20 protein-coding genes are annotated in these 23,372 nt (G+C 62.2%); 8 read left to right on the forward strand and 12 right to left on the reverse strand.

Annotated elements, in window-relative coordinates:
• The first annotated feature begins 372 nt into the window (after positions 1–372).
• The 4 genes from ACW9IB_RS26265 to ACW9IB_RS26280 are packed head-to-tail and all read left to right on the forward strand — an operon-like array spanning position 373 to position 3,302.
• Positions 373–1,038, forward strand: coding sequence for an amino acid ABC transporter permease (locus tag ACW9IB_RS26265; RefSeq protein WP_457366517.1), 666 nt, complete (start codon positions 373–375; stop codon positions 1,036–1,038).
• Complete coding sequence (locus ACW9IB_RS26270; protein WP_457416051.1) at positions 1,019–1,678, forward strand: amino acid ABC transporter permease; 660 nt, start codon at positions 1,019–1,021, stop codon at positions 1,676–1,678. Before ACW9IB_RS26265 ends, ACW9IB_RS26270 begins: the two co-directional genes overlap by 20 nt.
• Positions 1,675–2,451 (forward strand): amino acid ABC transporter ATP-binding protein, encoded by a 777-nt coding sequence (locus ACW9IB_RS26275; protein WP_457366515.1) that lies wholly within the window; start codon positions 1,675–1,677, stop codon positions 2,449–2,451. Before ACW9IB_RS26270 ends, ACW9IB_RS26275 begins: the two co-directional genes overlap by 4 nt.
• Positions 2,448–3,302 carry a transporter substrate-binding domain-containing protein gene (locus ACW9IB_RS26280; protein WP_457366514.1) on the forward strand — a complete coding sequence of 285 codons (855 nt, stop codon included), beginning with the start codon at positions 2,448–2,450 and terminating at the stop codon, positions 3,300–3,302. The genes ACW9IB_RS26275 and ACW9IB_RS26280 overlap by 4 nt, the downstream gene beginning before the upstream one ends.
• A gap of 159 nt (positions 3,303–3,461) precedes the next feature.
• Here the strand turns inward: ACW9IB_RS26280 and ACW9IB_RS26285 are convergent, their stop codons facing one another.
• Positions 3,462–4,622: an AAA family ATPase gene (locus tag ACW9IB_RS26285; protein WP_457416053.1), complete on the reverse strand. Its 1,161-nt coding sequence runs from the start codon at positions 4,620–4,622 to the stop codon at positions 3,462–3,464.
• A 173-nt stretch (positions 4,623–4,795) separates the two neighbouring features.
• Here ACW9IB_RS26285 and ACW9IB_RS26290 point away from each other — a divergent pair, with 173 nt between their 5' ends.
• From ACW9IB_RS26290 to ACW9IB_RS26305, 4 genes are all read left to right on the forward strand, one after another.
• Entirely contained in the window at positions 4,796–5,878 is a 1,083-nt protein-coding gene (locus ACW9IB_RS26290; protein ID WP_457416055.1) for an efflux RND transporter periplasmic adaptor subunit, read from the forward strand.
• The gene (locus tag ACW9IB_RS26295; RefSeq protein WP_457416057.1) at positions 5,875–6,945 is read left to right on the forward strand and encodes an efflux RND transporter periplasmic adaptor subunit; all 1,071 of its coding nucleotides are present in this window, start codon (positions 5,875–5,877) and stop codon (positions 6,943–6,945) included. Before ACW9IB_RS26290 ends, ACW9IB_RS26295 begins: the two co-directional genes overlap by 4 nt.
• A complete protein-coding gene (locus ACW9IB_RS26300) occupies positions 6,942–10,007 on the forward strand; it encodes an efflux RND transporter permease subunit (RefSeq protein WP_457366510.1) in 3,066 nt (1,021 codons plus the stop codon). Before ACW9IB_RS26295 ends, ACW9IB_RS26300 begins: the two co-directional genes overlap by 4 nt.
• Positions 10,008–10,204: 197 nt before the next feature.
• Entirely contained in the window at positions 10,205–12,361 is a 2,157-nt protein-coding gene (locus ACW9IB_RS26305) for a glycoside hydrolase (protein WP_457416059.1), read from the forward strand.
• A gap of 106 nt (positions 12,362–12,467) precedes the next feature.
• On the opposite strand, the gene ACW9IB_RS26310 is transcribed toward ACW9IB_RS26305, so the two are convergent.
• From ACW9IB_RS26310 to tcyJ, 11 genes are all read right to left on the reverse strand, one after another.
• Positions 12,468–13,094, reverse strand: a complete 627-nt coding sequence (locus ACW9IB_RS26310) for a class I SAM-dependent methyltransferase (RefSeq protein WP_457416061.1) — start codon at positions 13,092–13,094, stop codon at positions 12,468–12,470.
• A 59-nt stretch (positions 13,095–13,153) separates the two neighbouring features.
• A complete protein-coding gene (locus ACW9IB_RS26315; RefSeq protein ID WP_457416062.1) occupies positions 13,154–13,798 on the reverse strand; it encodes a methionine ABC transporter permease in 645 nt (214 codons plus the stop codon).
• On the reverse strand, positions 13,788–14,903 hold the full coding sequence (locus ACW9IB_RS26320) for a methionine ABC transporter ATP-binding protein (protein ID WP_457416064.1): 1,116 nt from the start codon (positions 14,901–14,903) through the stop codon (positions 13,788–13,790). The genes ACW9IB_RS26315 and ACW9IB_RS26320 overlap by 11 nt, the downstream gene beginning before the upstream one ends.
• Entirely contained in the window at positions 14,900–15,715 is an 816-nt protein-coding gene (locus ACW9IB_RS26325; protein ID WP_457416066.1) for a MetQ/NlpA family ABC transporter substrate-binding protein, read from the reverse strand. Before ACW9IB_RS26325 ends, ACW9IB_RS26320 begins: the two co-directional genes overlap by 4 nt.
• 81 nt (positions 15,716–15,796) lie before the next feature.
• A complete protein-coding gene (locus tag ACW9IB_RS26330; protein ID WP_457416068.1) occupies positions 15,797–17,149 on the reverse strand; it encodes an LLM class flavin-dependent oxidoreductase in 1,353 nt (450 codons plus the stop codon).
• Positions 17,149–18,342: an SfnB family sulfur acquisition oxidoreductase gene (locus ACW9IB_RS26335; protein WP_457416070.1), complete on the reverse strand. Its 1,194-nt coding sequence runs from the start codon at positions 18,340–18,342 to the stop codon at positions 17,149–17,151. Before ACW9IB_RS26335 ends, ACW9IB_RS26330 begins: the two co-directional genes overlap by 1 nt.
• A gap of 24 nt (positions 18,343–18,366) precedes the next feature.
• A complete protein-coding gene (locus tag ACW9IB_RS26340) occupies positions 18,367–19,608 on the reverse strand; it encodes an SfnB family sulfur acquisition oxidoreductase (protein ID WP_457416072.1) in 1,242 nt (413 codons plus the stop codon).
• 185 nt (positions 19,609–19,793) lie between these two features.
• Complete coding sequence (locus ACW9IB_RS26345; RefSeq protein ID WP_457416074.1) at positions 19,794–20,558, reverse strand: hypothetical protein; 765 nt, start codon at positions 20,556–20,558, stop codon at positions 19,794–19,796.
• A 372-nt stretch (positions 20,559–20,930) separates the two neighbouring features.
• Positions 20,931–21,677 carry an L-cystine ABC transporter ATP-binding protein TcyN gene (tcyN, locus tag ACW9IB_RS26350; RefSeq protein WP_457416076.1) on the reverse strand — a complete coding sequence of 249 codons (747 nt, stop codon included), beginning with the start codon at positions 21,675–21,677 and terminating at the stop codon, positions 20,931–20,933.
• Positions 21,678–21,680: 3 nt separating this feature from the next.
• Positions 21,681–22,346 (reverse strand): cystine ABC transporter permease, encoded by a 666-nt coding sequence (gene tcyL, locus ACW9IB_RS26355; protein ID WP_457366500.1) that lies wholly within the window; start codon positions 22,344–22,346, stop codon positions 21,681–21,683.
• Complete coding sequence (gene tcyJ / locus ACW9IB_RS26360; RefSeq protein ID WP_457416078.1) at positions 22,346–23,140, reverse strand: cystine ABC transporter substrate-binding protein; 795 nt, start codon at positions 23,138–23,140, stop codon at positions 22,346–22,348. Before tcyJ ends, tcyL begins: the two co-directional genes overlap by 1 nt.
• Positions 23,141–23,372 lie beyond the last annotated feature (232 nt).

Genomic DNA, 23,372 nt, shown 5'->3' on the forward strand with positions numbered 1-23,372 from the left:
GCGTCAGTCGACACATTCATCGCTGATCCACCGCATTCGCGAGCAAGCCCGCTCCCACATTTGAGCTGCGTAGGCTCACATAACGCGTGTGTTGATGGCCCTGCGCAACGCCATCAACCACTTCACCAGCTCCTGCGGGTCCATCGCTTTTCCTTCGTTCATCGTTCAATCCCTCGAATTCCAGACCCCTCAACCATAGCCGTCACCGACCCGACCCGCGAATCCGGCGGTTATCTTTTTGGGTGATATCAATATGCTATTTCGGTATTTAAATTTTATTTTTTATACCTTTAAAGTTCGCGCTACCCGACGTTATCCACGTCGGCCCGGATTGCGCTCGCTGCATTACCCCTGCGGCGTCATGGACTGTCAATGACCTTCGATTTCGCTTTTATCCTCAGCACCTTGCCGGCGTTTCTCAGCGCCGTGGGGGTGACGCTGCAAGTGGGCCTGATCGCCATCGCCACCTCACTGTTGGTGGCCTTGCTCAATGCTGCATTACTGGTGTTTCGCACACCGTACCTGTCGCGCCTGGTGGCGCTGTATGTGGAGTTGGCGCGCAACACACCGCTGCTGATCCAACTGTTCTTCGTGTACTTCGCGCTGCCGGCCCTGGGTTTCAATATCTCCGGGTTCTGGGCGGCGATCATCACCATGACGTTCCTCGGAGGCGCCTACCTCACCGAAGTGCTGCGCGCCGGTGTGGAGGCGGTGCCGCTGGCGCAGATCGAGTCGGGCAAGTCCATCGGCCTGTCGGATTGGCAATTGCTGCGCCACGTGATCCTGCCCCAGGCCGGCATCCTCAGCCTGCCGGCGTTGTTCGCCAACTTCATCTTCCTGCTCAAGGAGACCACCGTGGTCTCCGCCGTGGCGGTGCCGGAAATTCTCTACACCACCAAGAGCTACATCGCGCTCTACTACAAGACCTACGAAATGCTCGCCGTACTGACGCTGATTTGCGTGCTGCTGTTCCTGCCGTTGTCGCTGCTGCTCAGCCGCCTGGAAAGGAGGCTCCAGCATGGCCAGTTCGGGTCTTGAGTTGTTGTGGGTGTCGTTGCCGCAATTGGGCAAGGGCGCTGTGCAAACCCTGTCGATTTCCTTCCTGAGCATCGCTTTCAGCACGGTCGGCGGCGTGTTGTATGGCGTACTGCGTACGTTGAACAACCGGTTGATCAATGCCGTGTTGCGGGTGTACCTGGAGCTGTTCCGCGCGATCCCGGTGCTGGTGTGGCTGTACCTGCTGTTCTTCGGCCTGCCGATTTTCTTCGGTTTGAGCATCCCGAGCTTCTGGTGCGCCGTGCTGGTGTTGTCGTTGTGGGGGGCCAGTGAAGTGGGCGAAGTGGTGCGCGGCGCCTTGCACTCGCTGCCCCGTGGCCAGCGCGAGGCGGGGTTGTCGATTGGGCTGTCCGATCCGCAGCTCTACGGTTACGTGCTGCTACCCCAGGCTCTCAAGCGCATGACGCCGCCGACCATCAACGTCTACACGCGCATCATCAAGACCAGCTCGCTGGCGGTGCTGATCGGCGTGGTGGACGTGATCAAGGTCGGCCAGCAAATCATCGAGCGCACCTATGAGTCGGTGTTGATCTACGGCGTGCTGTTCCTGTTTTTCTTCTTTATCTGCTACCCGTTGTCGGCCGCCTCCAAGGTGCTGGAACGGCGCTGGGCCCAAGCATGAGCGCATTGATCGAGTTCCAGGGTTTCAACAAGTTTTTTGGCGAACATCAGGTGCTCAAGGGCATCGACCTGCGGGTGCACAGCGGCGAAGTGCTGGTGATCCTCGGCCCCAGCGGTTGCGGCAAAAGCACCTTGCTGCGTTGCCTCAACGGTTTGGAAGTGGCCCACAGCGGCAGCCTGCGGTTTGCCGGCAATGAGCTGCTGGATAAAAAAACCGACTGGCGCCAGGTGCGCCAGGACATCGGCATGGTGTTCCAGAGCTACCACCTGTTTCCGCACATGAGCGTGCTCGACAACATCCTGCTCGGCCCGCTGAAAGTGCAAAAACGCGACCCTGGCGAGGCCCGTGCCCAGGCCGAAAAACTGCTGGCGCGGGTGGGCCTGGCCGACAAGCGCGATGCCTTCCCGCGCCAGCTCTCTGGCGGCCAGCAGCAACGCATCGCCATCGTGCGCTCGCTGTGCATGAACCCCCAGGTCATGCTCTTCGACGAAGTCACCGCCGCCCTTGATCCGGAAATGGTCAAGGAGGTGCTGGAAGTGATCCAGGGCCTGGCCCGCGATGGCATGACCCTGCTGATCGTCACTCACGAAATGGCCTTTGCCCGCGCCGTCGCCGACCGCGTGGTGTTCATGGAGGCCGGTCACATCCTCGAGCAAAACACCCCCGAGGCATTCTTTACGAACCCGCAAACCGCACGCGCGCAGCAGTTCCTGGAGAAGTTCTCCTTTGTTTCAACACTGCCCAAGACACCCAAGGAACTGGAACCGATATGAAAAAATTACTGCTGCCACTGTTTGCCGTCGCCTTGCTGGCCGGCTGCGATAAAAAGGCCGAAGAGCCTGCCAAGCCTGCCGCTGCCGCTGCGAGCTATCTCGACAAGATCAAGGCGCGCGACAAGCTGATCGTCGGCGTGTTCACCGACAAGCCGCCGTTCGGCTTCGTGAACGAAGCGGGTCGCTACGTGGGCTTCGATACCGACATCGGCCGCCAATTCGCCAAGGACCTGCTGGGCGATGAAAACAAAGTCGAGTTCGTCGCGGTCGAGCCGGCCAGCCGCATTCCGTTCCTGCAAAGCGACAAGGTCGACCTGATCCTCGCCAACATGACCGTGACGCCGGAGCGCAAGGAAGCGGTGGACTTTACCAACCCCAACCTGAAAGTCGCGGTACAGGCATTGGTGCCCAAGGACAGCGCAGTCAAAAGCCTGGATGACCTGGCCACCCGCACCACCATCGTTACCACCGGCACCACGGCTGACATCTGGCTGACCAAGAACCACCCGGACTGGAAGCTGCTCAAGTTCGAGAAAAACTCCGAGTCGCTGCAAGCGCTGTCGGCAGGCCGTGGCGATGCCTACGCCCAGGACAACCTGGTGCTGTTCAGCTGGGCCAAGCAGAACCCGGGCTACCGTGTGCTGGATGAAAAACTCGGCGACGAAGCGCCGATTGCGCCGGCGGTGAAGAAGGGCAACACCGAACTGCGCGACTGGGTGAACGCCGAACTGGCCAAGCTGGGTGAAGAGAAGTTCCTGCTCAAGCTGTATGACCAATACGTGCGCAAAGAGCTGAGCGATGACACCAAGCCTGAGAGCGTGATCGTTGAAGGCGGCAAGTGGCAGGGTTGATCAGTTAGTTATTGAGTGGCTGATCTACCGCTTTCGCAGGCAAGTCGAATCGTCGCACCGCAGCTCCCACATTTGAATGCATTCCAAAGATGGACCCTGGACGAATGTGGGAGCTGCGACGATTCGACTTGCCCGCGAAGAGGCCTTTACAGGCGATGACTATTCCGGCCAATGCCACGCCGGCGCATCCAGTATCCCTTGCCCCACCACCTGGGTTTCCCCCAGCACCTTCTCCAGCACGATCGAATTGCACTCCTCATCCTGCTGCAACGCCGCAATCAAGCGGTTGGCGTGGGACACCACCCACACCTGGCACTGCATGGAGGCCTGGATGATCAAGCGCGCCAATGCCGGCAACAGGTCCGGATGCAGGCTGGTCTCAGGTTCGTTCAGCACCATCATGGTCGGTGGCCGTGGCGTCAGCAGCGCTGCGATCAGCAGCAGGTAACGCAAGGTGCCGTCCGACAGCTCCGCTGCCGACAAGGGCCTCAGCAAACCTTCCTGAAAGAACTCGATTGCGAAGCGCCCGCCCTGCAACGGCTGAATGTTCAGGCGCGCACCGGGGAAGGCATCGCTCACCGCCCGTTGCAACGCCTCGGGATCGCCGATTTCACGAATGGTCTGCAACGCCGCCGCCAGGTCGCGCCCATCGTGATGCAACACCGGCGTGCGTGTGCCCAGCTGCGGATGGCGCACGGGTGCGTCTACATCGCTGCGAAAGTGATCGTAAAAGCGCCAGCCGCGAATGCTTTCGCGCAGCATCAGCACCTCTGGCGAGCCGCGCAGGCTGCCGACCTGATCGAACAGGCTGTGATAGTTGGGCGTGTGCTGGGCCAGTACATCCCAGTTGCGACCGTCGCGGGCGCGCACCATCGGCCCGGAGCGCTGCACCAGCAGGCTGGCCGGGCGGTAAGTGTGGCCGGCCCAGATGCATTCTTTTTTCACTTCCGGGTCCAGGGCGAAAAACGACCGACTCGGTTCGGGCAGCCCCAGGGAGATGGCATAGCTGAAATCGTCCCCGGCAAACCCCAGGCGCAGGCGCTTTACGCCTTGGCGCACAGTGGACTCGATCGGCACCTCGCCGTTGCGCATGCGTCGACTGATGTGCTCCGGCCCGGCCCAGAAGGTCGAATCCAGCCCGCCTTCGCGCGCCAGCGCATTGATCACGCCGCCCTGGGCGGTTTCCGCCAGCAGGCGCAGCGCGCGGTACAGGTTGGATTTGCCGCTGCCGTTGGGGCCGGTGATCAGGTTCAACCGGCCCAGAGGTACCACCAATTTGTTGATCGAACGGTAATTGGCCACCGCGAGGGTTTTCAACATCAGTCACGCACCTGTAGTGAGCGGGCTTGTCCCGCGCGAGGCCCTGACGGCCTGCACAAGGATCATAACCGCAGTGCAGCGTTATAGATGGAAAGCATGCACCTGTGGAACCCTGAACTAAGCTCAAAGTCGCATACACACCGGGTATAAGGAATCACGCACAAGGAGCCTGCATGGGCGGTCGTATTTCCACTTTCATTTTCGGATTTGGCCTGTTGGCGCTGGTCGGCGGATGCGGTCAGGAGAAGGCCGAACCCAAGGCCCACTCTCGGGTGTTCGTGCAGACCGTGCAGCCGACGGACTTTGCCGCGGCGGTGACGCTGACCGGCGATATCCAGGCCCGCGTCCAGACCGACCTGTCGTTCCGCGTCGGCGGCAAGATCATCCAGCGCATGGTCGACGTCGGTGATCGCGTCAGCGCCCGGCAAGTGCTGGCCAAGCTCGATCCCAAGGACCTGCAGACCAATGTCGACTCCGCCCAGGCCCAGGTCGTGGCCGAGCAGGCACGGGTCAAGCAGACGGCGGCGGCTTTCGTGCGTCAGGAAAAACTCCTGCCCAAGGGTTACACCAGCCGCAGCGAATACGATTCGGCCCAGGCCGCGCTGCGCAGCAGCCAGAGCGCCTTGACCGCCGCCCAGGCGCAACTGGCCAACGCTCGCGAACAACTGGGCTACACCGCGCTGGTTGCCGAAGCGCCTGGCGTGATCACCGCGCGCCAGGCCGAAGTCGGCCAGGTGGTGCAGGCCACCCTGCCGATCTTCAGCCTGGCCCGGGATGGCGAGCGGGATGCGGTGTTCAACGTCTATGAATCACTGCTGGTGGAGCCGCCGCCGCAGGCCGCGATCACCGTCAGCCTGTTGGATAACCCGAACATCAAGGCCCAGGGCAAAGTGCGGGAAGTCACCCCCGCCGTCGCGGCCAATACCAGCACCGTGCAAGTCAAGATCGCCCTGGACGCGCTGCCCAAGGGCATGGAACTGGGCTCGGTGGTCAGCGCCACTGCCAATGGCCCGGGCAAGCCCAGCATCGAGCTGCCATGGGCGGCGCTGACCAAGGACCTCGACGAGCCCGCCGTGTGGCTGGTCGATGCCGACGGCAAGGCGCAGTTGCACAAGGTCACCGTGGCCCGTTACCTCACCGGCAAAGTCATCATCGGTGAAGGCCTCAAGGGCGGTGAAAAAGTCGTGGTGGCCGGCGGGCAATTGCTGCACCCCGGCATGCTCGTCGAAATTGCCCAGCCAGGAGCCCAGCCATGAAGCGCCTGACGCTGCTGCTCGCCGCCGGCCTGCTGCTGGCGGCCTGCTCCAAGGAAGAAGCGCCGCCCGAGCCCGTACGCCCGGTGCTGTCCATGGAAGTCAAAGCCGAAGACCAGGAAAACCTCGGCCGTTTCGCCGGTACCATCCAGGCCCGCTACGAGAGCAACCTGGGTTTTCGCGTGCCTGGCCGTATCGCTCGCCGCGCGGTGGACGTGGGTGCTGAAGTGCAGCAGGGCGCCTTGCTGGCCGTGCTCGACCCCACCGATCAGCAGAACCAGTTGCGCGCGGCCCAGGGCGACCTGGCTCGCGTACAGGCGCAATTCATCAACGCCCAAGCCAATGCCCGCCGCCAGCAAGAGCTGTTCAACCGTGGCGTGGGCGCCCAGGCCCAGCTGGATATCGCCCAGACCGACCTGAAAACCACCCAGGCGTCCCTCGACCAGGCCCAGGCCTCGGTCAACCAGGCCAAGGACCAGCTCAACTACGCCGAACTGCGCACCGACCACGGCGGCATTGTCACCGCCTGGAACGCCGAGGCCGGCCAGGTGGTCAGCGCCGGCCAGCAAGTGGTGACGCTGGCGCGCCCGGACATCAAGGAAGCGGTGATCGACCTGCCCGCCGGCCTGGCCGAGCGCCTGCCCCATGACGTGGTGTTTCTCGTCGCCGGGCAATTGGACCCGAGCGTCAACACCACCGCCATCGTGCGCGAGATCGAACCCCAGGCCCAAAGCGCCACGCGTACCCGTCGTGCACGGTTGACCCTCACCGAGACGCCGTCGGCGTTTCGCCTGGGCACGGCCATCAGCGTGAGCCTGAGCACTGCGATTGCGCCGCGCATCGAACTGCCCCTGAGCGCCTTGCAGGACGTTGACGGCAAAACCCGCATCTGGCTGCTCGATACCCAGAGCCAGACCGTGCAACCGCGTGACATCACCGTGATCAGCCGGGATGCCGACACGGCGTTGCTCAACGGTGGCGTCAAACCTGGCGAGCGTGTGGTGACCGCCGGGGTGAACAGCCTGAAACCCGGGCAAAAAGTCAAAATCGACGAGGACAGCCCGCGATGAAAGGGAGCTTCAACTTATCCGACTGGGCCCTCAAGCATCAGTCCTTCGTCTGGTACCTGATGTTCGTCGCACTGCTGATGGGCGTGTTCTCCTACATGAACCTGGGCCGCGAGGAGGACCCCTCGTTCACCATCAAGACCATGGTGATCCAGACCCGCTGGCCCGGCGCGACCCAGGAAGAAACGCTGAAGCAGGTCACCGACCGCATCGAGAAAAAACTCGAAGAGCTGGATGCCCTCGACTATGTGAAAAGCTACACCCGGCCCGGCGAATCGACGGTGTTCGTGTTCCTCAAGGACACCACCAGCGCCAAGGCGATTCCCGAAATCTGGTACCAGGTGCGCAAGAAGATCGACGACATTCGCGGCACCTTCCCCCAGGGGTTGCAGGGGCCGTCGTTCAACGATGAATTCGGAGACGTGTTCGGTTCGGTGTACGCCTTTACCGGCGACGGCCTGTCGATGCGCCAGTTGCGCGACTATGTGGAGCAGGTGCGCGCTGAAATCCGCTCGGTACCGGGGTTGGGCAAGGTCGAGATGATCGGCCAGCAGGACGAAGTGATTTACCTGAACTTCTCCACGCGCAAACTCGCTGCCCTGGGTATCGATCAGCGCCAGGTGGTGCAAAGCCTGCAATCGCAGAACGCCGTGACCCCCGCCGGAGTGATCGAGGCCGGGCCCGAGCGGATTTCGGTGCGCACCTCCGGGCAGTTCGCCTCGGAGAAGGACCTGGCCAACGTCAACCTGCGGCTCAACGACCGTTTCTATCGCCTGGCGGACATCGCCGAGATCAGCCGTGGCTACGTCGACCCGGCGCGGCCGCTGTTCCGCTTCAACGGCAAGCCCGCAATCGGCCTGGCCATCGCCATGCAGAAAGGCGGCAATATCCAGTCGTTCGGCAAGGCCCTGCACGAGCGCATGGACGAACTGACCGCCGACCTGCCGGTGGGGGTGGGCGTGCACAAGGTATCCGACCAGGCGGAAGTGGTGGAAGAAGCCGTCGGCGGCTTCACCAGCGCGCTGTTCGAAGCGGTGATCATCGTGCTGGTGGTGAGCTTCATCAGCCTGGGCATGCGCGCAGGCCTGGTGGTGGCCTGCTCGATTCCATTGGTGTTGGCGCTGGTGTTCGTGTTCATGGAGTACAGCGGCATCACCATGCAGCGGGTGTCGTTGGGCGCGCTGATCATCGCCCTCGGCCTGTTGGTGGACGACGCGATGATCACCGTGGAGATGATGATCACGCGCCTGGAAAAAGGCGAAACCAAGGAGCAGGCCGCCACCTACGCCTACACCTCCACAGCCTTCCCGATGCTCACCGGTACGCTGGTGACCGTGGCCGGCTTCGTGCCCATCGGTCTCAACGCCAGTTCGGCGGGCGAATACACCTTCACCCTGTTCGCGGTGATTGCCGTGGCCATGTTGGTGTCGTGGGTCGTGGCGGTGCTGTTTGCGCCGGTGATCGGCGTGCACATCCTCAGCGCCAACGTGAAGGCTCACAACGCGGAGCCCGGGCGCATTGGCCGCGGATTCAATCGCAGCATGCTGTGGGCCATGCGCAACCGCTGGTGGGCGATTGGTATCACCGTGGGGCTGTTCGTGGCGTCGGTGTTTTCCATGCAGTTCGTGCAGAACCAGTTCTTTCCCTCCTCGGACCGGCCCGAGATCCTCGTGGACCTGAACCTGCCGCAGAACGCCTCGATCAACGAAACCCGCAAGGCGGTCGATCGCCTGGAAGCGATCATCAAGGACGATCCGGACATCGTGCGCTGGAGCACCTATATCGGTCAGGGCGCGATCCGGTTCTACCTGCCCCTCGACCAGCAACTGGAAAACCCCTACTACGCTCAGTTGGTCATCGTGAGCAAGGGCCTGGAAGAGCGCGGCGAACTGATCGCGCGCCTGCAAAAACGCCTGCGTGATGACTTCGTGGGTATCGGCAGCTTTGTGCAGCCACTGGAAATGGGCCCGCCGGTGGGCAGGCCGATCCAATATCGCGTATCGGGCAAAGACACCGACCAGGTGCGCAAGCACGCCATCGAGCTGGCTACCCTGCTGGATAACAATACCCACCTGGGCGAAATCATCTACGACTGGAACGAGCCCGGCAAAGTGCTGCGCGTGGACATCGCCCAGGACAAGGCGCGGCAACTGGGGCTGTCGTCGGAAGACGTGGCGCAATTGATGAACAGTGTGGTCAGTGGCGCTTCGGTGACCCAGGTGCACGATGACATCTACCTGATCAACGTGGTCGGGCGCGCCGAAGACGCCGAGCGCGGCACGCCGGAAACCCTGCAGAATTTGCAGATCGTCACACCCAACGGCACGTCGATCCCGCTGCTGGCCTTCGCCACCGTACGCTATGAACTGGAGCAGCCGCTGGTCTGGCGTCGCGACCGCAAACCGACCATCACCATCAAGGCCTCGGTGCGTGACGAGATGCAACCGACGGACCTGGTGAAACAGCTCAAGCCCGAGATCGATAAATTCAGCGCCAACTTGCCGGTGGGCTACAAGGTCGCCACCGGCGGCACCGTGGAAGAAAGCGGCAAGGCTCAGGGCCCGATTGCCAGTGTGGTGCCGTTGATGCTGTTTCTGATGGCGACCTTCCTGATGATCCAGCTGCACAGCGTGCAGAAGATGTTCCTAGTGGCCAGCGTCGCTCCGCTGGGGCTGATCGGCGTGGTGCTGGCGCTGATCCCCACGGGCACGCCCATGGGCTTCGTGGCGATTCTGGGGATTTTGGCGCTGATCGGCATCATCATCCGCAACTCGGTGATCCTGGTGACGCAGATTCACGAATATGAAGTGGCCGGCTACACGCCGTGGGACGCGGTGGTGGAAGCCACCGAACACCGGCGCCGACCGATCCTGCTCACCGCCGCCGCAGCGAGCCTGGGCATGATCCCCATCGCCCGCGAAGTGTTCTGGGGGCCGATGGCGTACGCGATGATTGGCGGGATCATCATCGCCACGCTACTGACCCTGCTGTTCCTGCCGGCGCTGTATGTGGCCTGGTACAAGATCCGCGAACCGAAGCAGGATCAACAGGAAAAACGCGGTTAAACCTGTAGGAGCTGGCTTGCCTGCGATAGCGGTGTACCCGTCAGCGAATGAGTTGCTGACCCGCCGCTATCGCAGGCAAGCCAGCTCCCACATTTGGATAGTTATGCGGTAGGAAGTATCTCGAAATACCTTTGGTTCCTCCTGCCAGTCCCCGGGTGTTTTAACCTCGATCCCCCCTTCGGCACAGGATGAGCACCATGAACGGGCAACATCATTTTCTCCTAGTCTGCACACTCCTCCTTTCACCCCTGGTCTCTGCCGCCACGGTCCTGGAAAACCCTCAGTGGCGTGTCGAGCTCGACCCCGCCACCCTGGCCATCCGCGCCACGCCCAACGGCCAGGCGTCGGTGCAAGCTTCAAGCGGGGTGCAGGGGCACGCCGTCAGCCAGCTCTCACACACGGATCAACAGGCCAATTGGCAGTGGGATGAGGGCGCCTTCCGTATCAGCGCCAGCCTTGAGCAGCGTGAACTACTGCTGACTATCCACGCTCGTGAGCCCGGCGCGCTGACGATTCTCCAGCAACCCGCCAGCGCCATGGGGCATGGCCTGATATGGCCGTTGGCCGAAGGGCATTACGTGCCGTCCGATAACCCGGTATGGAAGGCCTTCCTGCGGGAGCAGGGCGAGCTCAATACCACGCAGGATCTCAGCTTGCCGTTGTGGGGCCTGGACCACGGTGTGTTCACGCTCAATTGGTTGCTGACCAACCCCTATAACAACCGCCTGCGCTGGCAGGAGGACCAGGCCCTGTCGTTGACCCATGAATTTACCTCCCTTGACCCAGCCGCACCGATGACCTTGCGGTTGCACCTGGGCGATGCCGACCCCCTGGCCAGCGCCAAGCGCTATCGCCAATGGCTGGTTGAGCAGGGGCGTTACGAAACCCTGGCGGACAAGCTGCGCCAGACCCCCGAGGCGCAGAAGTTGCTGGGTGCCAGCCATGTCTACCTGTGGGGCAATGACCTGTTGGCATTGGAGGATGTGCGCGACTGGCCGTTGTTGCTCAAGCGCTTGCGCGGGCATGCGCTCGAGGGCTTGCTGGACAAGGAGTCTGCCAAGGTTCTGGCACAGGATTCGCCTTTGAGCCGCTATGACCGGACGGTATTGCTCCGGGGCCTGAACGCAGCGATCAACAAGAAGGCTCGACAGCGTTGGCAGGTGGACGCGCCCGATATGACTCGCCTCGCTGCGCGCTATGACGAGCTGCGTGGTGAGCTGGCCGTGGACTTTGCCGGGGCCTTGAGCGATACCCCGCAGGCCTGGGGCAGTCAGGTGATCCGGTCGCTGCGTGACGCCGGGCTTCCACGCTTGTTACTCACCTTGGGCGAAGGCTGGGAAGGCGGTCTTTGGCATCCCGAAGCGATTCGCGCCGGAGTGGATGCCGGGTTCCTGATGGCGCCCTACGATTCCTATGAAACGGCGCTGTCCGCCACGGAAAACCCGGATTGGACCACTGCCCACCTGGGTGACAAGGCCTATCGCGACTGCGCGATTGTGTTGAAAGACGGCACGTTGAAAACCGGCTTTCAACAATCGGGCCACTACACCGATCCCCGCTGCGTCAGGTCCTTGCTGGAAGCCCGAGTGAGGGCCGTGCAAGCCAAGGCCGGTTTCAACGCCTGGTTTCTCGACGCCTATGCGACGAGCATGGTGTTCGACAGTTACCGCGCCGATGCGCCGATGACCCAGGCGCAAAACGCTGAAGGCAATATCGACGCGTCGCGCTGGCTCAATACGGTGCTCAAGCTGCCCGCCGGTTCCGAAGACGGCAACGCCATCACCGCCCAAGGCATCCTGTTCGCCCACGGCATGCAGACGCCGGTCATAGGGTGGGGCGATCACGACATGACGAAGGACAAGCAATCACCCTACTACGTCGGCAATTGGTACCCGCCGGAGCAGCCCACGGTGTTCTTCAAGCAAGTTGCGTTGAAAGAGCCGTTTCGCACCGTGTATTTCGAGCCAACGATGCGCCTGCCGCTGTACCAGGCGGTGTTCCACGGCTCGGTCATCACCACCCATCACTGGCTGTTCGACAGCCTGAAGCTGAGCAACGTGCGTGCTGAAAACGAGCTGACCCAACTGCTCTACAACGTGCCGCCGCTGTATCACCTGAGTGCTGCGACGGTTAAGCAGCGGCTGCCGGCGATTCAACGCCAGGACACGTTTTTCCGCCCACTGCATCAACGCTTGGCCACGCAGGAAATGACCGGATTTCGGTGGCTGACAGCGGATCGGCTGGTGCAGGAAACCACCTTTGCCGATGGCACGCGATTGGTGGCCAATTTTGCCAAGGGCAGCGTGACGGCGTTGGTGGTGGGTGAGGAGCCTGTGGTGTATCAGGTGAAATAGCTATCGCAGCGATGCGGCGACCCGACAAGCCAGCTCCCACATGTGAAATGCAATCTCCTGTGGGAGCTGGCTTGCCTGCGATAAGGCCAGACCAGGCGCCGAAAGCCTAAGACTTGCGCCAGACGCTGGCCAGCCAAGGCTGCTGGTCACGAGGCAGCCCAGCGGGGCGGTAGTAGTGCTCCAGCTCTTCAAATCCGGCATCGGCGAGCAACGCCTGCCACGCCGTCAAGTCGTGATACGAGCCGTAGCGCGGTCCATTCCAGCCTTCCTGGTTCTCACCCCGTGGATTGGAACTGAACAGCACGCCCCCAGGCTTCAATGCCCCGTGCAACTGCTTGAGCACGCGGGGCAATTCCTGCTTGGGAATATGAAACAACACGGCATTGGCGAAGATCCCGTCGAAGCGCTCGGCGGGCAGGTCCAGCTTCAGGAAGTCTTGTTGCAACACCTCGCAGCCACTGTCTTCCCGCGCCATCTGCGCAAACCGCTCCGAGCCATCGAGCCCCACGGCGATGTGCCCCATGCGCGTGAAGGTCTGCAAATCCCGCCCTGGTCCGCAGCCGAAATCCAGCACGGTAAACGGCGCGCTGCCCTGTATATGCCGCAGCAGCGCGTCGATGTTCTGGCTCACATCGTGGTCGCGGGTGCCTTCGCGAAAGTCCTCGGCCACCTTGTTGTAGTGGCCGAGGGTGGTGGAGGTGATCTGGTCGAGGTCGTCGGGTTTGAGGGGCATGGCAACTGATACCGGGCGCTGAGATGCCGCGACTATAACCCAACTGATCGTTCCCACGATCAGCGCTTGTCGAGCACCCGTGCCAACCGGTCACCGCCCAACTGGATCACCGCCACCAGCACCACCAGCAGCACGATCACCGTGAGCATGATCTGCGTATCGAAGCGCTGATAGCCATAGCGATAGGCAATGTCACCCAAGCCACCCGCGCCAATCGCTCCCGCCATGGCCGACGAGTTGATCATCGTGACCAGCGTGATGGTGAACCCGCCGACAATCCCTGGCAGCGCTTCCGGCAACAGCACGTGCCAGATGATGTGCCAGCGCCGGCAACCCATGGCCTGAGCGGCTTCGATCAGGCCATGGTCGACCTCGCGCAGGCTGACTTCGGCAATCCGCGCAAAAAACGGCGTGGCGGCGATGGTCAGCGGGACCACGGCGGCCCACACGCCATAGGTGGTGCCGACGATCAGCCGTGTGAACGGGATCAGCGCCACCATCAGGATCAGGAACGGAATCGAGCGGAACAGGTTCACGAAGGTCCCCAGCACGCGGTTCAGCGCGGGTGCCTGGTAAATGCCGCCCTTGTCGCTGGTCACCAGGAACACCGCCAGTGGGATTCCCACCAGCAGCGCGATCAGCGACGACACGCCGACCATCAACAAGGTGTCGATGGCGCCTTGCAGTAAACGATCAGCCCACATAACCCAGCACCTCCACCTGTTGCGCCCAGTTCGCGGCGCGGTTGCGCAATTCTTCGGTGCCGTGGGGCGAGCCACTGACCGCCAGCAGCAGTTGCCCCAGCGCATGCCCCTGGATGCGTTCCACGCCGCCTTGCAGCAAACGCACGCGTCCGCCGAGGGCGCTGAACAGTGCGGCCAGGTCGGGCTCGTCGGTGTCGCTGCCGGTGAACTGCAAGCGCAGTACCACCGCTGCGTCGGAAGACGGCGCGTTGACCTGCAAACGGTTTTGCAACTCCGGCGGCAGCCCGTGTTGCAGCGGAGCCAACAGGGTTTTGCTGACCGCGTGCCGTGGGTTGCCGAATACTTGCCATACCGGGCCCTGCTCGACGATGCGCCCGTGTTCCAGCACCACTACGCGATCGCAGATTTCACGAATCACCGCCATTTCATGGGTGATCAGCACGATGGTCAGGCCCAGGCGCTGGTTGATTTCGCGCAGCAGGCTGAGGATCGACTGGGTGGTCTCCGGGTCGAGCGCCGAGGTGGCCTCGTCGCACAGCAGAATCTCGGGGTCGTGCACCAGCGCGCGGGCGATGCCCACACGCTGTTTCTGCCCTCCGGAGAGCTGCGCCGGATAAGACTTGTATTTGTCTTTGAGGCCCACCAGCTCCAGCAACTCACGCACTTTTTGCTCGCGCTGCGGTTTGGGCACGCCGGCGACTTTCAGCGGTAGCTCGACGTTCTGCCATACCGTTTTGGCCGACATCAGGTTGAAGTGTTGAAAGATCATGCCGATGCGCCGACGCAGTTCCACCAAGCGGTCTTCGTCGAAGTCGCCGATGTCCACTTGATCGATCAGCACCCGGCCACTGCTGGGTTGCTCCAGCCGGTTGATGGTGCGGATCAGTGACGACTTGCCGGCGCCGCTGCGGCCGATGATGCCGAACACCTCGCCGCGCTGGATCGTCAGGTCGATACCTTGCAGCGCATGCACGTTGCCGTCGTAGGTTTTGCCCAGGTTGATAAAGCGCACATGGGCACGGTTCAGGTCCGGGTGCAGTTCGGTCTGTTCGGCGTCCCTTGGCAGTACGCCCAGGTCGCGCAGTCGGGCGTTGGCGGCGGTCATTTTTTGGCTTCCCAGCCGACTTGGTAGAGCTTGCCGAGGGACTTGTCCAAGGCAGCGCGTACCACCGGCGAATGCTGGTAGATATCGACGAACTTGATCACGCGCGGGTCGGTTTTGCTTTTGGGCTGGATCACGAACTGGATCACGTATTCCGGGTGATCCAGGCCGTCGAACAGCAGCGCCGACTCGGCATCGAAGGTCTTCGACAAACGGATGTACGCCGGGTAGCCCTGCACCAGGTCGGCATCGTCATAGGCGCGCACCAGTTGCACGGCCTCGACTTGCAGGATCTTGATCTTCTTCGGGTTGCTGACGATGTCGTCTTCGGTGGCCTTGTAACCTACGCCCGGCTTGAGGGTGATCAGCCCGGCCTTGGCCAGCAATTGCAGGCCGCGCCCGCTGTTGATCGGGTCGTTGGCAATCGCCACGCTGGCGCCCTCGGGCAGGTCGTTGATGCTTTTGTATTTCTTCGAATACAGGCCGACGTTGTTGATGATGCCCGGCGCGAACGGCACCAGGTCAAAACCGGCGGCGGCCTTGGCGTTTTCCAGGAAGGGGATGTGCTGGAAGTAGTTCACGTCGATATCGCCGGCGGCCAGGCTGACGTTGGGCGCGATCCAGTCGGTGAATTCCACCAGCTCGACTTTCAGGCCTTGTTTGCCGGCCTCGGTCACGGCGGCTTCCAACGGAATGGCGAAGGCGGCGGTGGTGCCGATCTTCAACGGCGCATCGGCGGCGAATACGGCCGAGCTGAACAGGCCGAAGGCCAGGGCCAGTGCTTTGACTGGGTGGGTGAGTAAGGTCGTTTTCATCATGTTTTTCCAGTCATAAGGTGTTGGTAAGAACAATGCGGTCAACTGTGGGAGCTGGCTTGCCTGCTCCCACAGTTTTGATCAGTGCCGGTAGTGGGAACCGGTGTGTTGTTCGGGAAGGCGGGCGCTGCCTTGAAAGACTTTTTCACGCAGCGTCCCGCTCTCATACGCGGTTTTGTACGAACCACGGCGCTGCAACTCCGGCACCACCAGGTCGATGAAGTCCACGTAGCTTTCCGGCGTGACGATGCGCGTCAGGTTGAAGCCATCCAGCCCGGTCTCGCTGATCCAGGACTCCAACTCATCTGCCACCTGTTCGGGCGAGCCGACCAGGGTGATATAGCGCCCCCCCAACGCGTGCTGCTCCAGCAATTTGCGCCGGGTCCAGTCGTTGTTCTGCAGGTTCCTGGTGGCCGACTGGATCGCGTTGCTCTTCACGTACTGGATCGGTTCGTCCAGTTCGTACTGGGCAAAATCGATGGCGGTGGACGCCGAAAAGTGCGCCACGCCGGCTTCCGGGCTGGCGTAGCTCAGGTATTCGGCGTGTTTGGCCCAGGCCAGTTCCTCGGTGACGCCGACGATCACGTTGAGGCCCATGAACACCTTGATGTCATCCGGGTTGCGCCCGGCGGCCACGGCGCTGGCGCGCACCTTGTCCACCTGCACCTTGGTCGCAGCCTTGTTCTGCCCGCTGATGAATACGCACTCGGCGTGGCGCCCGGCGAACAGCAAGCCGCGATCCGAACTGCCGGCCTGGAACAGCACCGGCGTGCGTTGCGGCGAGGGTTCGCACAAGTGATAACCCTCGACCTGATAGAACTCGCCATGGTGCTCGACCTTGTGCACCTTGCCCGGCCGGGCATACACCCGCGCCTGCGGATCGTTGAGCACGGCGCCGTCTTCCCAGCTGCCTTCCCAGAGTTTGTAGAGCACCTCCAGGTACTCGTCGGCCTGGTCGTAACGGCGGTCATGCTCGACCTGCTCGGTGAGGCCCATGGCCTTGGCGGCGCTGTCGAGGTAGCCGGTGACGATGTTCCAGCCCACCCGGCCACGGCTGAGGTGATCCAGCGTGGACATGCGCCGGGCGAATAGATAGGGCGGCTCGTAAGTGAGGTTGGCGGTGAGGCCGAAACCGAGGTGTTCAGTCACCGCCGCCATGGCCGAGACCAGCAGCAACGGGTCATTCACCGGCAATTGGATCGACTCTTGGAGCGGCACGTCGATGGAGTTCTGGTAGACGTCGTACACGCCAACGATATCGGCGATAAACAGCCCGTCGAACAGCCCGCGCTCCAGGGTCTTGGCGAGCTCGGTCCAGTACTCGAGGGTTTTGTACTGGGTCGAGGTATCCCGCGGATGCGTCCACAGGCCGTGGTTGATATGCCCGATGCAGTTCATGTTGAAGGCATTGAGCAGGATCTTCTTTTTGCTCATCAGATCGTCCCCCGCAGTGGCGGGTTTGCATCGTTGAGGTAGTAATTGCCCACCGCGTGATATTTCCAGCGCACCGGGTCGTGCAGGGTGTGCACGCGGGCGTTGCGCCAGTGGCGGTCCAGGCCGTGCTCGGCCAGGGTTGCCTGGCTGCCGGCCAGTTCGAACAGGGTGCTGCCGGCGGCCAGGGAAATTTCGGTGCTCAAGGCGCGGACTTCAGCGACCGCGATGGAGGCTGCCGCTACCGTGTCGGCATTGCTGTCGGCCTGGGCGCGGTCGAGGACCTCGCCGGAGCGCTCCAGCAGTGCCTCGGCGGCATGCAGGCGAATGCTCAGGTGGCCGAAGCTCTTCAGGGTCAGCGGGTCTTCGGTGGCCTTGTCGCTGCCGGCGTCGATCCACGGGCGGGTCTTGGTACGCACGAAGTGCAGCGCATCCTCGAACGCCGCGCGGGCGATGCCCGTGTCGATGGCGGCGTGAAGGATCTGCGCCAAAGGGCCGACGGTGGTCGGGCGCTCGAACGCCGTTTGAAACGGAATCACGTCCTGGGCGGCGACCCACACGTTGTCGAACACCACCGAACCGCTGCCGGTGGTGCGCTGGCCGAAGCCGCTCCAGTCGTCGATCACGCTCAAGCCTTCGCTGTCACGCGGGACGAAGGCCAGTTGCTGCACGCCCTGTTCATCCACCACCGAGGTGGGAATGCGCTGGGCGTAAATCGCGCCGGTGGAATAGAACTTGCGGCCACGGATACGGAACCCGTCACCGTCGCGGGTGATTGAGGTGACGCGGTCGTGGGCCGTTTTGGTGCCCAGTTCCGCCAGGGCGTTACCGAAGCGCTGGCCGGCCAATACCTCGGCGTACAGGCGTTTCTGCTGCGCGGGGCTGCCGTTCACGCGCAGCACTTCCAGGGCATAGAAATGGTTCTGAGGAATCTGCCCCAGCGACGCATCTGCCTGGGCGATCAGCGCGATCACCTTGGCCAGGGTGACATTGGAAACGCCAGCGCCGCCATAGGCCTTCGGCACACTGATGCCCCACAGCCCGGAGCGCGAAAACACCTCCAGTTCGGGCAGCGGCAGGCGGCGCTCGCGGTCGCGCTGGGCGCTGTCGCGACGAAAGTCTTCGGCCAGGTCGCTGGCGACAATAAGGGCTTGTTCGTCGCTGGTGATGACCGCGACGGGGTGAGAGAAAGTCATGATGTTCTCCAGCTGTCTGGTCGGTTAAATCCAGGAGTGACGAGCAGGTAAAGTGCCGTTCAATCGATAGGCGCCGATGGCGTGATACTTCCAGCGCACCGGGTCGTGCAGGGTGTGCACCCGGGCGTTGCGCCAGTGACGGTCGAGGTTGAATTCGGCAAGGGTGGCGCGGCTGCCGGCCAGTTCGAAGAGCTTTTCGCTGACCAGCAGCGACACTTCGGTGGTCAGCACCTTGGCCTCGGCCACGGCGATGGATGCACGTGCGGCGGACTGGGCGGTGATCGGTGCGGCGTTGACCTGGTCGAGCACTTGGCCGGCCTTGCGCAGCAGCGCTTCGGCGGCGTGCAGTTCGATCTTCAGCTTGCCGATGTCGGCGATCACATACAGGTCATCGCTGGCCCGCTCGACGTTGGCGTCGATCCACGGGCGCGAGCGTTCGCGCACGAAGGCGATGGTGTCGTCGAGGGCGCCACGGGCGATGCCCGCGTCGATGGCGGCCTGGATCAGCTGCGAGACCGCGCCCTGGATGGTCGGGGTTTCGCCGAGGCGCCAGTTGTCGACCACCAGTTCGGCGTCCACCGGTACCTCGTTCAGCAGCACGGTGCCGCTGGCCGTGGTGCGTTGGCCAAAGCCGGACCAGTCATCGACGACGCGCAGCCCTTCAGTGCCACGGCGCACGAACGCCATGACCTGCTTGCCGTCATCGTTCAGCGCTTTGACTGCAACCCAATGCGCGAACAGCGCGCCGGTGGAGTAGAACTTCTGGCCGCTGATCACATAGCCATCGCCTGCGGCCGTGATGCGCGCCTTGAGCTCCAGGGTGTTTTTGGTGCCGCGTTCCGGGCCGCCATTACCAATGCGCCAGCCGTCGAGGACGCTCTGGAACAGTTGCTTTTTCTGGCGCTCGGTGGCGGCGCCCTGCAACAGATGCAGGATGCCGAAATGGTTCTGCGGGATCTGCCCGAGGGCCGGGTCTGCCGCGCTGATAATCGCGAACACCTCGGCCAGGGTCACGAACGATACCTGCGGTCCGCCGTATTCGCGGGGGATGGAAATACTGCCCAGGCCGCTGCGGGTGAACTGCTCGATGTGCGCCCACGGCAATTGGCGTTGCTGGTCACGCCTGGCGGCTTGCAGGCGCGCGGCCCGGGCCAGCTCGCGGGCGGCATCCAGCGCCTCTGCATCGTTACGCAGCACGGTGGCCGGCAACAGCAGAGGAGCAATATCCAGATCACTCTGGGGGGGTGTTAGAGCCAAGTTAGACATCAGCGCCGCTCCTTGGCTGCACGTAATGCCCTGGCGTTATGCACCGGGGTAATTCTGACCATACCGACCTCGCATTCAATGAAATAAAAACAAAAATCAGAGATGTCCGGTGGTCCGGTGCATATACCCTAAGCGTGTTAAATTTTTAAATAAACTAACTTATAGGAATATGCATAGAAGGGCGCTCATCCCGGCTCGCAGGGTGAACCGAGGGGGCGCGCTTGATAGGTCGATGCGATCCCGTGCGCCGGAGGCGGCACAGCGGCGGCAATGCGCAGCGTGCGTGCGGGTGCCCAGCGTGAATTGTTGCCGACGCGGTCCAGGATGCAGTAGGTCACTTCAAGCCGACAGTCGTCGCCACCTTCGATAATCAGCGTGGAGGGCACCCAGACCTGTATCGCCACCCCCACCTCCCGGGGCCCGATTTTCGGTAGGTCCATGCGGGCATCACCCCAGCGCAGGGTGATGGCGTCGCCGCTGGCCATATTCAGGTAGGGCTCGATGGTCAGAGGCACGCCGCGTCTTACCTGGCTTGCATTGACCCCGTGGCGGCGGATGGCCTCGGGCAGGCCCACGGGGGCGAGGTTCTGGTTTTCGTCGTGGTACAGGCGCGAAGGCTGGCCGCCAGGGCAGTGGGTCTTCACCCGTACTCGGGTCACGGCTGAGCAGGCCGCGCCATGGCCGACTTGCATGACGTGGTAATGGACCTGCGCGGGGCCATCGAGTACGAAACTCTCGGGCACTCGCAGATGGGTGGGCGTGCCGATCTTGCCAGCGGTCACCCGGCGAGCGGCGGCAAAGCAGTTGTTCCAGAACAGTTCGATCAGGTCACCTTCATCCATGCCGGGATACGGCGCGATGTCGACCTGCAAGTGGGTGGCGGCCAGTGCATTGATGCCATTGCCAATGGCCTGGGGCAGGGTCGGGGCGGTGAGCAGGGGGGGCGTCATAAGTCATCTCCTTGATGCAGCCAGCAGCCATCGTTCCGGGCTTTGGCGCGGGTATGCGCGGCGGACCGAACAGAACGATTCAGTGAGTAGCCGGGATAGGATCCAATCCTCTGGGCGCTAGATAAGAGCTTTAGGCAGGGAGCGTCAATGGCGGCAAAGGGCTAAACGGCGGGTTTGGGGAGATTCAGAAGGGTCTGACCGGTGCGGGGATATTCAGGTGGTTGGGACGGTGTGTTTTACCGTCTGGAATGAGGCCTCATTGTAGGAACGCGTTTGTGTGGGAGCTGGCTTGCCTGCGATGGCATCCATGCGGTGTGACTGATACACCGAGGTGTCTGCATCGCAGGCAAGCCAGCTCCTACAACGAGCGTGTCAGTGGGCGAGGAATTTGCTCAGGAACTGTCTGGTGCGCTCTTCCCGCGGGTTGGCGAACAGGGCCTTGGCTTCGCCTTGTTCGACGATCACGCCCTTGTCGAAGAAGATCACCCGGTTGGCCACGTCCCGCGCAAAGCTCATCTCGTGGGTGACGATGACCATGGTGCGGTTTTCTTCGGCCAGGCTGCGAATGGTCGCCAGCACTTCGCCCACCAGCTCGGGGTCGAGGGCGGAGGTGGGTTCGTCGAACAGAATCACTTCCGGCTCCATGGCCAGCGCCCGGGCAATCGCCACGCGTTGTTGCTGACCGCCCGAAAGACGCCGGGGGTAGGCGTCTTTCTTGCCCGCCAGGCCCACCCGCGCCAGCAGCTTGCGGCCCAGGGCCACAGCGGCTTCGCGGGGTATCTTCTTGACCACGGTCGGGCCTTCGATGACGTTCTCCAGCGCGGTGCGGTGCGGGAACAGGTTGAAGTTCTGGAACACGAAGCCCACGTGCTGACGCAGGCGTCGTACCAGGCCCTGTTGCTGGTTGAGCGGCTTGCTGCTGTCGATCTCGATGTCACCGACCTTGATGCGGCCACTGGTGGGTTGTTCGAGGAAATTCAGGCAGCGCAGGAAGGTGGTCTTGCCGGAACCACTGGGGCCGATGATGGCGATGACTTCGCCCTCCTTGACCTCAAGGTCGATGCCGTTGAGCACCACCTGACCCTTGAATTGTTTGGTCAGTTTTTCAACCACGATCATGCTTCAAGACTCCAGGTCATGCCGGTTGACCCGGTCTTCCAGACGATTTTGCAAATGCGCCAGGATGCTCGCCAAAATCCAGTAGATCAGGGCAGCAGAGAGATACATGGTGAAGATTTCGAAGGTCCGCGCCGACACCAGTTGCGCCTGGCGGAACAGTTCGGGCACCTGGATGGTGGCGGCCAGCGCCGTGTCCTTGACCAGCGAAATGAAGCTGTTGCCCAGCGGTGGCAACGCTGTGCGCATCGCCTGCGGCAGGATGGCCCGGCGCAGGGTCTGCGCGCGGGTCATGCCGATACTGGCTGCGGCTTCCCACTGGCCGCGCTCGATGGAACCGATGGCGGCGCGCAGGATTTCACAGGCGTAGGCGGCCATGTTCAGCGAAAAGCCGATCATGGCCGCCGGGATCGGATCCAGCTCGATGCCCACTTGCGGCAAGCCGTAGTAGATCAGGAACAGCTGCACCAGCAAGGGCGTGCCGCGAAAGAACGACACGTAGACTCGGGCGAGCCAGCTCACCGACTTGAAGCGCGACAGGCGCATCAAGGCCAGGCCGAAGCCCAGCAGCAAACCGAAGAACATCCCGCCGAGGCTGAGGATCACCGTGTAGTACGCGCCCTTGAGCAGAAAGGGCGCGGAGTCCAGCGCGAGTTGGAAACCTGCTTCCATTATTGAGTGACGTCAGCGTTGAAGTACTTCTCGGACAGCTTCTTCAAGGTGCCGTCGGCGCGCAGTTTGTCGAGGGCCTTGTTCACTGCGTCGAGCAGTTCCGGCTCGCCTTTGCGCAGAGCGATACCTGCTTCCTGACGGGAGAAGGCATCACCGGCCACCGAGGTGTCCTTGGCTTTCTTGGCGTATTCCAGCGCGGCCAGACGATCGATCAGGATGGCGTCGATACGGCCGATGCGCAGGTCCTGGAACTTGGTCGGGTCGTCGTTGTAGGTCTTGATGATGGCTTTAGGTTGATTGTCCTTGAGCCATTGCTCGTAGTTGGTGCCCAGGCCCACGCCGACTTTCTTGCCGGCCAGGTCGTCGGCGGTCTTGATGGTGCCGACATTCTTGGTCAGTACCAGCGCCTGAATACCGGAGACGGTGTAGGGCTTGGAGAAGTCGTACTTCTTCTTGCGCTCTTCAGAGATGGTCACTTGGTTGACCACAGCGTCCAGACGCTTGGATTCCAGGGCGGCGAGGATGCCGTCCCATGGCGTGGCTTGCAGCTTGACTTTCACGCCCAGCTCCTTGGCCAGCGCTTCGGACAGCTCCACTTCGAAACCGCTGAGCTTGCCGCTTTCGTCGACGAAGCTGAACGGTGGGTAGGTGCCTTCCAGGCCGATCTTGATCTCGCCTGCCTTTTTGATGCTGTCCAACTGCTCACCTGCGACCGCCTGGCCCATCAGGCCAGCCCCGAGTGCCAGGCCTAAAGTGCCAACCAGCAATGTGCGACGCAATACAGAAATAGTCATGAAGAGCCCCTGTGTTTTTTATGTTGAGCGAAGCAGGTGACGCGGTAGTCGTATCCTGCCTTAAAGCGCGTAGCGCGTCTTCGCCTACGGCGCGATGATAGAGCGGGTTTTTAAGACTTGAAAATAATATAAATTAAATCTGATATTCCATTAAAGAATAAATAGTCGTCTTATGTGGGAGCTGGCTTGCCTGCGATAGCGGTGGACCAGTCAGTACATTGCTCGCTGATAG

The sequence above is a fragment of the Pseudomonas sp. SDO524_S393 genome (genome assembly GCF_054071875.1).